The organism is Burkholderiales bacterium, from assembly GCA_035518095.1.
Taxonomy (GTDB): Bacteria; Pseudomonadota; Gammaproteobacteria; order Burkholderiales; family JAHFRG01; genus JAHFRG01.
Map to the genome: position 1 here is coordinate 1 of DATIXX010000033.1, position 12,991 is coordinate 12,991.

Genomic DNA, 12,991 nt, shown 5'->3' on the forward strand with positions numbered 1-12,991 from the left:
AACCCCCACGTGGCCATAATGAGTCCGTGTTTCGGTGTGGCCTGCAACCCGTAACGTTCCCTCAGTACCTCAATATTCGTGGACGCCATTTGCCACCTCGCGTTTGTGTAGCCGCCATATCGGCAGGGCTAAAGTTCCAGGCACCAATCAGACCATGCAAACGCTCGCGGTCTACTGCACCAGAATGCGGTCTTTCTCTCTGCCCGGGGTTTAGTTTTGTTGAATGCCATCTACTTTTTTGGAAAATTATAGCGAGAACGGTGAACGGCGTTTTGATCTAAATCAAACGCGAGGTAATTCTGCAGCCCTGAACTATAAGAAGAATGCGTCGCAATTGACCGAAAGCTTCCCGCCAGTTCTAGGTTTTCGATTGTATTTCAGCTGGCACGCAATGTTTGCGTTGGCAATGTCAATTGGATTTCGGCTTTTTTTTGGCGTTGACTCGGCATGATTGCGCTGGAATTACATAGGGATCTTGAATACGAGGAGCAATTTTATCAAGGGCAGGTCCCTTCTGAATCTCGTATGCTCGCTAATGAGCGCCGTGATTTGAGTGGGGATGGAAAATTCAAGATTCAGGGCTTGACCATGATCGCGCGCTATTGCGTGCCCATGGCTTTTTGTTCAGCTTCACAGGGCATGCAACGCGCCTCATAGACCCACTCGCCATTTTTTTCGACGATCTTGGGAAACCCGGCAGTCACTCTCACCGAAGGGCAGTCAGGCCATTTTGATTTGAATGCCCTGACAATCATTGAATCCGGTGGAATAAACCGATCAATAAAAGTATCCCCGGCGGTTTGCTGAATCAGAGAAACCGCAAGGATATCGACGCCACCAATCGGGATATCTGAATAATTACTTGGGCATGCATTGTGGATTGCTTTCAGTGAAGGCGTTACTGCATATTTGGGGTTTCCCGAAAATACGAAACCTGCATCAAACAAGGCTTTTTTCGCGACGTACGTGCAACGCGCCCAGGCTTTTGCTTCATTACTATTGATTGGCGGATGCCTTGAGTGTTGCGATGCCCAGCAACTATTAAACCATTGCTGACCAGTTTGATAGGGAATTCCGGACTGCAGGAACCACACTACAATGCCGGCGATTATAACGGGTGTCGTCCAGCCTAAATATTTCATCATCTGTACCCATCAATCGAGTCTACTGAATTTAAAGCGACAAGCTGGTATCGATATAATTGCGATCGAAACAAGCCATAGGTCTGGAGGCTTGAATGCTTGATGAGCAACAAAGTGCCTAACGCAATTATGGGAAGTCGAGTATTCAGAACTTGAAGCTAATGATATTTATAGCGTGCTATTTGACCAAGACTACAGGCACTTTGGCAAGGTGGATCACTTTGGTGGCGGTGGAACCCAGGAGCATATTGCCCACGCCGCCCATGCCTCGAGTGCCCATGATTATTAGCACACAGCGCTTGGCGCGGCATTGTTTGACAATTGTCGGCGCAATCGGCCCCGCGAGCACGTTGGCCTGATACCGAACCCCGGCCTTATCCAGCATACGCCTGCTCGCAGCGAGTGCACGATCCGCTTGTTCGTGGTAGTAGCGCACAACCATCTTGCGGCTTACAAAAGGTCCGAAATTCACATTCGGAACGGGGTAGTAAACGTTTATTAATACCACTTCGGGCTGGCGCTTATAGAGCGCAATTTGCTTGATCAGCGCACTCGTAGCTCTTCTGGAATGCGCGGATCCGTCCACTGCCAGGAGTACTTTCATGAATTTTCCCGTCTTCAATAAATCGACAACATTAAGTTATTAAGAAAGACGTTCCAACGGAATGTTACTCGAGCTGAGGATTGATAATACTACGACGCCTGAAGGCCACGAGTTTTGATCTATGTCAAAATGTCGCCGCGTGCGTCGTCATAGTGTGAACCTGCATTTAATGATGGCTCAGCGCTTTTACCGATTCGGAACAATATTTTTGTATTCCGTTTCAAGTTGCAGGCTACACCCATACTGAAAAATTAATTGGTCGTCTAAGGACACTGACATGAAACGCATGGCCTGTTTCTTTATCATCTTCCTCACGACGTGTCCTGCGGCGGCTAGCATTGCGGCTACGCAGTCTACTCAAGGGAAAAAACCATCCACACCGACGCCGAGCATTACTGAATGCAATAAGCAGTGGGCGCAGATTGAGGGGAATATGGCCAAAATGTACGGCGTGATGACTGAAATTCAGAACGCAAGCGACCCGGCCGACCGCCAAAAGTTGCTGGATGAACACTGGCAGCTGATGCAGCAAAATATGCAGCTTATGCGTGGGTTCGGCGGGCCGATGATGCGGAGCCGAACGGGACCTAGTGCCGGAATGGGTCCGGGAATGCTGGCAGGGGCGGAGCCGGGGGCGGAAACGGGTCCGGGAATGATGGGTGGAGCAGGGGCCGGTTACGGTATGGGGCCAGCCAGGACTCGCGGTCACTGTCAGGAATCATGGGCTGGCATGACCGAGCAGCAGCGCGAAAGGTTCATGCAGCGTCGCCTCGACACAATGCAGATGATGATGGAGCAGATGCTAATGCTCATGCGTCAGCAATACGTCCCATCCGTGCCACGCGAGCACTAAAATGTACGGGTGAAGCCGAGCGATTATCGCGCTTGATTATTTTCTAATCCGCACGCGGAATCGCGCTGGGGGGAATTTGGCCACGGGGATTCGGCTAAACACGGACGGCATTAATATGGATTACTTAGGACAAATTTATCCTCGCAATAATGCCGTTGCGACCTGTTAGCGATACTTGTCAGCTCGGCTCCAACTCAAGTGAAGAAAGTGTTAGCTATGCTCGGGCACTAGAGAATAGCCACGGGACTTACCGCGACTTAACTTTTAGGTTCTATTGCGCAGAATCCGCATTCAAGCGCATGGTTTTCACGAGGATCTGATTTGGGGCGATGCTATAATCTTGTCGATAGATTATCTTCAGCAGCTTAGTGATTCGAATCTATTTAATACCGATTTACCAATAATATAGAGTCTGTACCGGTCAGCGTAATCCCATGCCATTGGATGTCCCTCCTCTCAAGGGTTTGAAAGTAATTGAATTGGGCACGCTGATTGCCGGACCCTTTTGCGCAAGAATCCTCGCGGAATTTGGGGCCGAAGTAATCAAGATCGAGGCGCCTGACGGTGGCGATCCGCTCCGGCAATGGCGCAAGCTGTACAAGGGAACGTCGCTTTGGTGGTTGGTGCAGGCGCGCAATAAGAAGTCGTTGACGCTGAATCTGAGGTTGCCACAGGGCCAGGAAATTGTGCGCAAGCTGGTGAAGAATGCGGACGTCGTGGTCGAAAATTTTCGGCCTGGCGCTTTGGAAAAATGGGGCTTGGGCTGGGATAGTCTTTCGGCGATTAATCCCGGATTGGTCATGGTGAGGTTGTCGGGTTACGGGCAAACCGGACCTTACCGGGACATGACCGGGTTTGGGGCTATTGGCGAATCCATGGGCGGAATGCGATTTTTGACCGGCTATCCTGATCGGCCGCCGGTGCGCGTGGGAATCAGCATAGGCGATTCAATTGCAGCAATGTACGGCGTGATCGGCGCGTTAATGGCGATTTATCATCGCCAGGCGAACCGCGGGCGCGGGCAAGTGGTGGATGTAGCGTTATACGAATCGGTATTCAGCCTGATGGAAAGTCTGCTGCCGGAATACGACATGCTGGGCTTTGTACGCGAGCGAAGCGGAGCATCGCTTCCGGGCATCGTTCCTTCCAATACGTATTCCTGTCGTGATGGAAAATATGTGGTGATCGGAGCAAATTCAGACAGCATTTTCAAGCGCATGATGCTGGCCATCGGGAGGGAGGATCTCGCAAATGATCCAAGCCTCGCGAGCAATGCGGGGCGCGTTCGGCGCACCGAAGAGCTGGATAACGCGATCAGCGAATGGACTTCGCAGCGTGGTTTGAAAGACGTTTTGCGGACTTTGAATGCGGCGGACGTTCCGGCAAGCAAGATCTACAGCATCGCCGATATTGTCGAAGACGTGCACTATCAGGCGCGACAGATGATTCAGCAATTTGAACTCAGGGATGGCCAACCACTCAAGATTCCAGGAATCGTGCCTAAGCTGAGCGAAACACCCGGTAGGACCGATTGGCTCGGGCCCGAACTGGGTGAGCACACCGCAGAAATACTTTCCGCGCTGGGCATCGATTCGGAGCAGCAGGTAATATTAAAGCAGCAAGGAGTTATTTAAAGGAGCGCGGTGACGCACGCTGGGCGAGAATGCGTGCCAGCCAGCTGCCGATGTCCTGTATTTCCTCAACGCATACCGAATGTGCCATGGGATACTGATGCCATTCCACCTGATACCCCAGCTGTTCGAGGTGCCCTCGGGAGAGGCTTGCGAGCGGAAACGGAATCAGTGGATCAGATGTACCGTGGGCCATGAAAATCGGTACCTCCCGACCGGCGGCACTAGCTTCGGCGGCCAGCGTCGAAGCCAACGGTAAATAGCCTGAAAGTGCCATAATCCCCGCCAGTCGGTCTGGATGGCGCAATCCTGTGTGCAGGGCCATTGCACCGCCCTGTGAAAATCCGGCAAGCACAATGCGTGAAGTTTTGACGCCGCGATTTTTTTCGTTGGCAATGAGTTTTTCTATTTCGCCTTGCGAGCGGCGCACGCCCGCTTCGTCTTCGCGAAATGAAAAATCAGGATTCATAACGTCGTACCATGCGCGCATCACATAGCCATTGTTGATCGTCACCGGCTGCATTGGCGCATGCGGAAAAATGAAGCGCACCGCAAGTTGCCTTGGCAATCCCAATTCATTTACAACGGGGACAAAATCATTGCCGTCCGCGCCCAAACCGTGCAGCCAGATTACTGATGCTGTAACAGGGTCGCTGGTCGCAACTTCGATGCCAGGCAGCAGGATATTTGTCATTGAACAAAAAACGGGCGGCTCTCGCCGCCCGCGCTTTTTCAAACAATAAGATTACGCGGTAATCTCACGCGAAGTCATCTGGTAGCGGAAACCCTGCGGGTCGAGGCTGTCGGGCTTGCCGTCAGCAGTTTGCGCGTAAGGATACATGAAAAAATTCAGCGATTCCCCGGGCGAAGGCTGCAGCAGCACATCGCATGCAGTATTGAAGCCCACCCAGTTCATTTCCCAATAGCCGAACAGCTTGGCGCGCGCTTGCAAGACTTTTGGATGATCAATGGGAATAATCTTGCCTTCCTCCTCCAGCACCACTTTACGTACATCCGCCGGGTCGACCGGAATCCAGCCGTAACGCGCATCGAAGAATTCGGCTCGGCAATGCTGCGCCTTGCTGATATCGCCGCTTTTTCCCAGGCTTTTGAAGTTGGCGGAAGTCGCCACCCGCACGCCGTATACATCCCGAGCCGGTACTCCGGCAGCGCGCGCCAGACCGGTAAACAGCGCATTGATGTCGGCGCACTTGCCGCCCAGATTGCCGGTTTCCAGCATAAAGCTGATGTCACCAATGCCGCAGCCGCGTACTTTCGGATCGCGAAACGTGTTGTCCACGATCCATTCGTAAATCGCGCGCGATTTATCTACCGGGTCGGTCATGTTACCGACGATTTGTCTTGAGGTTTCGCTCACGATGCCGTCAGTCGGAATATGGCGGGTGGGCTTCAAGTAAAGCTCGATTTCATCTTTATTGAACGGGGCTGGCTGCGGGCGCGAAAAATCTACGGAACGGTTGCGGGTCGCAAACTGGCTCACGAGCTGAAGCTGGGGCGCGGTAGACTTGTCATCCCACTCGGCGTAGAAAGCCGGGGCGCCGTATTTCTTATCTCGGTAGATGCCGGCGCGAACCATATTGCCTGTCAATTCGTTAGATACCAAGCGCTGGTATCCGGTGTCCTGATAAAGCGGGACCGGCAACCACAATCTCGGTTGTCCACCCGCTTCGAGTTCAACGTCAGTGGTGATTTCAAAAATGCGCCAGCCGGCTTGCTGTATATCACTTAACGCCGCCGCTGAAGTCCGGCGGATAAAGGGCGGGAGCGCAGCGAGCGCAGATACCACTGCCGATGCTCCTAAAAAATCTCGACGGTTCATGATATTACTCCGAGATGAATTTGAATGAGTCGAAAGACAACTTGCACGACTTCCAAAGTATAGCCGATTCCACTAAATCACTTTGAAGCAAATAGTGCGAACCCGCCTACCGGGGCGGGCGAATCGCCGATTTCGGACGGAATGCCTTGACGATATCTTCGTGGGTCTCGATATACGGACCGCCGATGAGGTCGATGCAGTAGGGGACCGCGGCAAAAATTCCATCCAGCGTTTCCTTGATTGCCTTGGGCTGCCCGGGTAAATTTACTATCAGCGTCTTCTTTCGGACCACACCCACCTGGCGCGAGAGAATCGCGGTGGGCACGTATTTAAGGCTTACTGCGCGCATTTGCTCACCAAAGCCGGGGAGCTCCTTGTCGGCTACCGCGAGTGTTGCCTCGGGAGTGCAGTCACGAGGTGCAGGACCGGTGCCTCCGGTGGTCACGATTAAATTGCAGCCGGCTTCATCCACAAGCTCCTTGAGAGTCTTCTCGATCTGCTCTCGTTCGTCGGGAATCAGTCGCGACACCATTTTCCACGGGCTCGCCAACGCGCGTTCAAACCATTCTTGTAGCGAGGGAATGCCCTGGTCCTGATATATACCTTGCGAGGCCCTATCGCTGATGGAGACCACCCCTATCAGAAGTTCATTGCTCATGGCGGGCAAGTATAACGAGGCTCATGCGTCGCAGTGCGACCGTGCTATGAGACCCTGTAACTCCTGGAACAGCGCGCGGAAGCTTTTGGGCGGCTTGCCGTCGGCCGTTTCGCGCTGCGCGTTTCGCACCAAGACGCGCAGACGCTGACAGTCGGTGCGCGGATAAGTCCGCAGAAATTCCGCAAGCGCGGTTTCCTCGGCGAGAAGGCGCTCGCGCCAGCGCTCGATTAGATCCAGCTGCTCCTGATGATGTTTACTCGGTCCCAGGAGCAAATTCAATTTTTGGCGAATCGGCGCCGCATCTGTTTCGCGCATTAATCTGCCGATGTATTGCATTTGCCGGCGTCGCGCTTCGAAGGTCTTTAATTTCCTGGTTTCGATGATGGCATCGCGCAGCTTTTCGGCCAGTTCGAGCTGCTCAAGCTGTGCCGGACTGAGCGCGACCAACTGCTCTCCCAGATATTGCAGCGCATGCATGTTTTTCTTGCGCTGGGTCTTGCTGATTGGCTGGTCCATCGGCTTATGGCAAGTGACTGAAGCTGGTATCATAGCCACCTTTATGAAACAAGTCTCCAGCCACCGTGAATCAAGCCCCGCGCCCAAGCTGACTTTCTCGTACAGCGAACAATTTCTGAAGCAAATCGCGCAGGAAATCCTGCAACGGGCGGGCAAGGGCGGCGCAAGTGCTTGTGAGACTGACGTCTCGGAGGGCTTCGGTCAGAGTGCCACGGTACGCCGCGGTGAAGTCGAAACTATTGAATATAACCGCGACAAGGGAGTCGCGGTGACGGCCTATTTGGGCAAGCAGCGCGGTTACGCCAGCACCTCGGAATTTTCAGAAACAGCTTTGCGTGATACGGTGGACGCGGCGCTGTCCATCGCGCGCAATACGGCAGCGGATGAGTGCGCAGGCCTGGCAGACGAAAACCAACTGGCGCGCAATATTCCTGACCTTGAACTTTATTACCCGTGGGACTTGAGCGTGGACCAGGCTATTGAGCTCGCGCGTTCCTGCGAGGCTGCGGCGTTCGCGGCGGATAAGCGCGTCAGCAACTCTGAGGGTGCAACGGTTTCCATCCAGGAATCGCATTTTGTTTATGCCAACAGCCTGGGTTTCATGTCTGGATACCCGAGCTCGCGTCACAGCATCGGCTGCGCCGTCATCGCCGGCAAGAACGCATCAATGCAGCGCGACGAATGGTATACCGTGGCTCGGGCGCAAAATGACCTGGAAGTTGCCGAAAGTGTTGGCCACAAGGCAGGCAGTCGCAGCGCCCGGCATCTCGGCGCAAGAAAAATCAACACGCTGCAGGTGCCGGTTCTGTATGAAGCACCGGTTGCGGCAAGTCTGATCGGTCATTTTGTCGCGGCGGTAAGCGGTTCAAACCTGTACCGCAAGTCCTCTTTCCTGCTGGATACGCTGGGGACACAGGTGTTTCCCCCCTTGGTGCAAATCAAGGAATTGCCGCATCTTAAAAAGGGGCTGGCTAGCAGCGCTTTTGACGACGAGGGTGTGATGACCCGCACGCGGGACGTCGTTAACAACGGCGTTTTGCAGGGATACTTTTTGGGCAGTTATTCGGGACGCAAGCTGGGAATGCGATCCACCGGCAATGCCGGTGGTAATCATAATTTGTTGGTGCAAGGTGGAGATTTAAATTTTGCGGGCCTCGTGAGAAAAATGGATAAGGGCCTGTTAATTACCGAATTGCTCGGCTATGGCGTAAACCTTGTTACCGGGGACTACTCGCGTGGAGCTGCGGGTTTTTGGGTCGAGCACGGCGAGATTGAATACCCAGTCCAGGAAATCACTGTTGCCGGTAATCTCAAAGACATGTTCAAAGGTATTATCGCGGTAGGCAATGATATTCTGATCCGGGGTTCGAAGCAATGCGGCTCGATCCTGGTAGACAACATGACCGTCGCCGGAGATTGAGAATAGGGTCCAATGTATTGCAATAATTGAATATTTAATGCAACCAGCATGTGCGATGATCAAACGCGCAGACTAATACAGCATGGTAAAATATCAATTTTAAATTAACTAAGAAAGTCGCGATCATGTCTTTCCCCGCACAACATAATCTTGCCACTGTCGATCCCGAGCTTTGGAAGGCGATCTGCGCCGAAAACCAGCGCCAGGAGGACCACATAGAGCTTATCGCTTCGGAGAATTACGCAAGCCCGGCGGTGCTGCAGGCGCAAGGCTCGGTGCTAACCAACAAGTATGCGGAGGGCTACCCCGGTAAGCGCTACTACGGTGGTTGCGAATTCGTGGATATCGCTGAACAGCTGGCCATAGACCGGTTGAAGGCGCTGTTCAATGCCGAGTATGCCAATGTGCAGGCACATTCCGGCTCGCAGGCGAATCAGGCCGTTTATTTTGCCGTGCTCAAACCCGGTGACACCATCCTCGGTATGTCGCTCGCTCACGGCGGGCATTTGACGCACGGTGCCGCGGTGAACCTCAGCGGCAAAATTTTCAAGGCCGTCACTTACGGCTTGCATCCGAAAACCGAGGAAATTGATTACGATCAAGTGCAACAGCTCGCGCAGGAACACAAGCCCAAAATGATTGTTGCCGGGGCTTCGGCGTACTCCCTGGTGATAGATTGGAAGCGCTTCCGCCAAATTGCGGACAGCGTGGGCGCGTATTTTTTTGTAGACATGGCGCACTATGCGGGGTTGATTGCTGCAGGCCATTACCCCAACCCGGTTGGTATTGCCGATTTTGTTACCAGTACTACGCACAAGACTCTGCGCGGCCCGCGCGGCGGTCTTATTCTCACCAGCAAGGAAGATCTTGCAAAGGCAATTAATTCCACCATTTTCCCTGGCATTCAGGGCGGACCCTTGATGCATGTCATTGCTGCCAAGGCGGTGGCATTCAAGGAAGCGCAGACCCCTGAATTCAAACATTATCAAAAAACGGTGATCGACAATGCACGGGTTATGGCGAAAGTGCTTCAGCAGCGCGGCCTAAGAATTGTCTCCGGCCGCACCGACAGCCATTTATTCCTGGTCGATTTGCGCGCCAAGAAAATCACCGGCAAGGATGCGGAAGCGGCTCTGGGGCGGGCGCATATCACCGTTAACAAAAACGCTATTCCCAATGACCCGGAGAAACCTTTTGTCACGAGCGGCATCCGTATCGGTACGCCGGCAATGACCACGCGGGGCTTTAAGGAAAAGGAGGCCGACGCGCTGGCAAACCTGATCGCGGATGTGCTGGAAGCGCCGAATGACGAGAGCGTATTGAAACACGTCGCGCAAGAGGCGAAGGCGATGTGCGGAAAATACCCGGTCTATGCAGCGAAGTGAGGAACAAAAAGCTAGCAGTCGGGGCGGGGTGTAAAGATCCCAACTTTATCCCCTCACTTTTTACTTCCCACCCCTAACGGGGTCCGTGATGAAATGCCCGTTCTGCAGCGCGCAAGACACGCAGGTGGTTGACTCGCGAGTGAACGAGGAGGGCACCAGCGTGCGCCGGCGGCGGCGCTGCTTTTCGTGCTTGAAGCGGTTCACGACCTACGAAACCGTTGAATTGCGCATGCCGCAAATCATCAAGCAAAACGGCAACCGCACTGAATTCGATCGCGACCGGTTGCGTACCGGATTCATGCGCGCGTTGCATAAGCGCCCGGTTCCCGCGGAGCGCGTGGATGAAGCGATTGACCGGATTACGCAGAAGCTGTTAAGCATGGGTGAGCGGGAAGTAGCCTCGCGGCGCATCGGCGAAATGGTTATGAAGGAGTTGTACAAAATGGACAAGGTAGCGTATATCCGTTTCGCCTCGGTATACCGGAGTTTCCAGGACGAGGAAGATTTCCGCGACGCGATCAAAGAAGTGCAGCAGCCTGCGAAGAGCCGGCCACGCCGCCGCAGTTGAACCTTTCGCCGCGAGTCTAACTCGTGATGTTTTCCCAAGACGACCACCGTTACATGGCGCAGGCGTTGCGTCTCGCGGAACAAGGTTTGTACACGGCCAGCCCTAATCCGCGCGTGGGTTGCGTCATTGTGAAGGAAGACAAAATAGTAGGCCAGGGATGGCATGAACGCGCTGGCCTTCCGCACGCGGAAATCAATGCGCTCAAGATGGCGGGCGAAAATGCCCGCGGGGCAACCGTGTATATCACGCTTGAGCCTTGTAACCATCAGGGGCAGACCGGCCCTTGTTCCGATGCCTTGATACAAGCCGCTGTGGGACGCGTGGTCGCGGCGCTGCAAGATCCCAACCCGCTGGTTAACGGCGGCGGATTGAAAAAACTTGCGCACGCCGGCATCCGAGCCGAGCAAGGAATACTGGAAGATGAAGCGCGCGAACTGAACGTCGGCTTTGTTTCGCGCATGGTTCGCGGCCGTCCCTGGGTAAGAGTGAAGATCGCTGCCAGCCTTGATGGCAAGACCTCGCTCAATAACGGTAACAGCAGATGGATTACCGGGGAGCCGGCGCGGCAGGATGCGCACCGATGGCGCGCGCGATCCTGCGCGATCCTCACCGGCGCGGGAACCATACGGGACGACGACCCGCAACTTACTGTGCGCCACGTGGAAACGCCGCGGCAACCGCTGCGCGTTGTCGTGGACAGCAAGCTAGAAATTACTCCCGCGGCGCGCGTGCTACAAGGTGGCGCTTTGGTGTTTTGCGCGGTTGACGATAAAGCGAGGATTGCCGCCTTAACCGATGCCGGCGTCAAAGTGATCGTTTTGCCTAATCGTGAAGGCAAAGTTGAGCTGGGGAAGATGATGCAAATGCTGGCGCAACGCGAAGTCAACGAAGTCCTGGTGGAGGCGGGTTATAGGCTTAATGGTTCGCTTTTGGAAGCGGGACTGGTGGATGAATTGCTGATTTACGTCGCGCCGCATTTGCTGGGCGACAAAGCGCGTGGCATGTTTGAGCTTCCCGAGTTAAAGGACGTGGCCGGGCGGCGCGAGCTGAAAATCCTCGATCTGCGCATGGTCGGGCCGGATCTGCGGATGCAGGTGCGATTCGCGGAAGTTGGGTGAAGAACCGCTGGACGCGGGGTTTCCCACACGCCGAACGGCGCATACAATGGCTTTTGCACTTAGCGCAGGAAAGACCACACTATGTTTGCCGGCGTCATCCAAGCAACGGGCGAAATCAGCAGCGTGAAACGGCGCGGCAACGGCCTGCGAATAACCATTTCTACCGCGCTCGATTTGCGCGACATCCGGACCGGCGACAGCATTGCCGTTGACGGCATCTGCCTGACGGCAATTGCAAACTCTGTCCATTCCTTCAGCGCGGACGTGTCGCGTGAAACTCTGAATTGCAGTGCCGGTTTCGTGGAACGCGGTAAAGTCAATCTGGAAAAGGCATTGCGTGTTTCCGACCGCATCAACGGTCACTTGATGAGCGGACATGTCGACGGCACAGGACGGGTGCTGAAATTCGAGACAGCGGGAGAATGCTGCTTGCTGTCAATCAAGGCTCCACGCAGCTTGGCCAAATACATTGCTCGCAAGGGCTCGATTGCAGTCAACGGCGTGAGTTTGACGGTAAACGATACCAAGAGCGGGGCATTTACTGTTAACTTGATACCGCACACTCTTGACGCCACGACCATGAAATACTTAAAGCGCGGCGCCAAGGTCAACGTCGAGGTTGACATGATGGCGCGTTATATAGAACACATTTTCAGGCAGGATCGAACATCCCACCAAAATCGCAAAAAGCCTTAATATTCGCTAAGTAATTCCAAGCACGCTGTTGCAGGCCAGTTCAATTCATTGCTTGCAAGCTCAGCTAGTTTGACGGTATTATGTCGGTATTAAGAGCCTATGTTAGGCTACAATACCGTCAGGAGGCGCAATGCTTACCGATATCAAGGTGCGGCAGGCCAAAGCAAAGGCGAAGCCCTATAAGCTCGCTGACGCCCAGGGCCTATATCTTTATATTTCGACTACAAGTGCTAAGTCTTGGCGCTACGATTACCGGCACTCTGGGAAGCGTTTTACGCTGACGCATGGCCCATATCCACAGGTATCTTTAAACGAAGCCCGAGAACGCCACGCATTAGCCCGTAAGACGTTAGAGCGCGGGGAGAATCCCGCATTGATAAAGCAGAGGGTGCGCCAGGATGCGCTAGCGGCGGCTGGCGATACGTTTAAGGCGATTGCCGAAGTTTGGTTTGCCGGGAAGTCGAAAGCCCGCTCAAAGGCATGGCAGGAAAGTACCCGGCGCTGGTTGAATCGGGATGCTTATCCGGCGCTCGGTGCGCGTATTGTTCGGGATATCCGCC

General features: G+C 54.1%; 14 protein-coding genes. 8 read left to right on the forward strand and 6 right to left on the reverse strand.

Translation table 11 applies throughout. From position 1 onward, the window contains the following. Positions 1 to 599: 599 nt before the first annotated feature. Positions 600 to 1,142, reverse strand: coding sequence for a hypothetical protein (locus VLV32_06150; GenBank protein ID HUL41465.1), 543 nt, complete (start codon positions 1,140 to 1,142; stop codon positions 600 to 602). A 178-nt stretch (positions 1,143 to 1,320) separates the two neighbouring features. Continuing rightward, a complete protein-coding gene (locus tag VLV32_06155) occupies positions 1,321 to 1,746 on the reverse strand; it encodes a universal stress protein (GenBank protein ID HUL41466.1) in 426 nt (141 codons plus the stop codon). Between the two features lie 277 nt (positions 1,747 to 2,023). On the opposite strand from VLV32_06155, the gene VLV32_06160 reads away from it, so the two are divergent. Next, positions 2,024 to 2,599 (forward strand): hypothetical protein, encoded by a 576-nt coding sequence (locus VLV32_06160; GenBank protein ID HUL41467.1) that lies wholly within the window; start codon positions 2,024 to 2,026, stop codon positions 2,597 to 2,599. A gap of 434 nt (positions 2,600 to 3,033) precedes the next feature. Then, positions 3,034 to 4,233 (forward strand): CoA transferase, encoded by a 1,200-nt coding sequence (locus tag VLV32_06165; protein HUL41468.1) that lies wholly within the window; start codon positions 3,034 to 3,036, stop codon positions 4,231 to 4,233. Here VLV32_06165 and VLV32_06170 read toward each other — a convergent pair. From VLV32_06170 to yjgA, 4 genes are all read right to left on the reverse strand, one after another. Next, positions 4,226 to 4,924, reverse strand: a complete 699-nt coding sequence (locus tag VLV32_06170) for a dienelactone hydrolase family protein (GenBank protein ID HUL41469.1) — start codon at positions 4,922 to 4,924, stop codon at positions 4,226 to 4,228. The genes VLV32_06165 and VLV32_06170 overlap by 8 nt on opposite strands. Positions 4,925 to 4,975: 51 nt before the next feature. Continuing rightward, the gene (locus tag VLV32_06175) at positions 4,976 to 6,070 is read right to left on the reverse strand and encodes a transglutaminase domain-containing protein (GenBank protein ID HUL41470.1); all 1,095 of its coding nucleotides are present in this window, start codon (positions 6,068 to 6,070) and stop codon (positions 4,976 to 4,978) included. A gap of 106 nt (positions 6,071 to 6,176) precedes the next feature. After that, positions 6,177 to 6,728, reverse strand: coding sequence for a molybdopterin adenylyltransferase (gene mog, locus VLV32_06180; protein HUL41471.1), 552 nt, complete (start codon positions 6,726 to 6,728; stop codon positions 6,177 to 6,179). Positions 6,729 to 6,749: 21 nt separating this feature from the next. Then, positions 6,750 to 7,244, reverse strand: a complete 495-nt coding sequence (gene yjgA / locus VLV32_06185) for a ribosome biogenesis factor YjgA (GenBank protein HUL41472.1) — start codon at positions 7,242 to 7,244, stop codon at positions 6,750 to 6,752. Positions 7,245 to 7,287: 43 nt separating this feature from the next. Between yjgA and pmbA the strand changes: the two genes are divergently transcribed. The 6 genes from pmbA to VLV32_06215 all read left to right on the forward strand — a co-directional run. Next, on the forward strand, positions 7,288 to 8,664 hold the full coding sequence (gene pmbA / locus VLV32_06190; GenBank protein HUL41473.1) for a metalloprotease PmbA: 1,377 nt from the start codon (positions 7,288 to 7,290) through the stop codon (positions 8,662 to 8,664). Positions 8,665 to 8,789: 125 nt separating this feature from the next. Further along, entirely contained in the window at positions 8,790 to 10,049 is a 1,260-nt protein-coding gene (glyA, locus tag VLV32_06195) for a serine hydroxymethyltransferase (GenBank protein HUL41474.1), read from the forward strand. A gap of 88 nt (positions 10,050 to 10,137) precedes the next feature. Continuing rightward, positions 10,138 to 10,617 carry a transcriptional regulator NrdR gene (gene nrdR, locus VLV32_06200; protein HUL41475.1) on the forward strand — a complete coding sequence of 160 codons (480 nt, stop codon included), beginning with the start codon at positions 10,138 to 10,140 and terminating at the stop codon, positions 10,615 to 10,617. Between the two features lie 26 nt (positions 10,618 to 10,643). Next, entirely contained in the window at positions 10,644 to 11,735 is a 1,092-nt protein-coding gene (ribD, locus tag VLV32_06205; protein ID HUL41476.1) for a bifunctional diaminohydroxyphosphoribosylaminopyrimidine deaminase/5-amino-6-(5-phosphoribosylamino)uracil reductase RibD, read from the forward strand. Positions 11,736 to 11,816: 81 nt separating this feature from the next. Beyond that, the gene (locus VLV32_06210) at positions 11,817 to 12,431 is read left to right on the forward strand and encodes a riboflavin synthase (GenBank protein HUL41477.1); all 615 of its coding nucleotides are present in this window, start codon (positions 11,817 to 11,819) and stop codon (positions 12,429 to 12,431) included. 130 nt (positions 12,432 to 12,561) lie between these two features. Beyond that, the coding region (locus VLV32_06215) for an integrase arm-type DNA-binding domain-containing protein (protein ID HUL41478.1) at positions 12,562 to 12,991 on the forward strand (430 nt) is incomplete at its 3' end.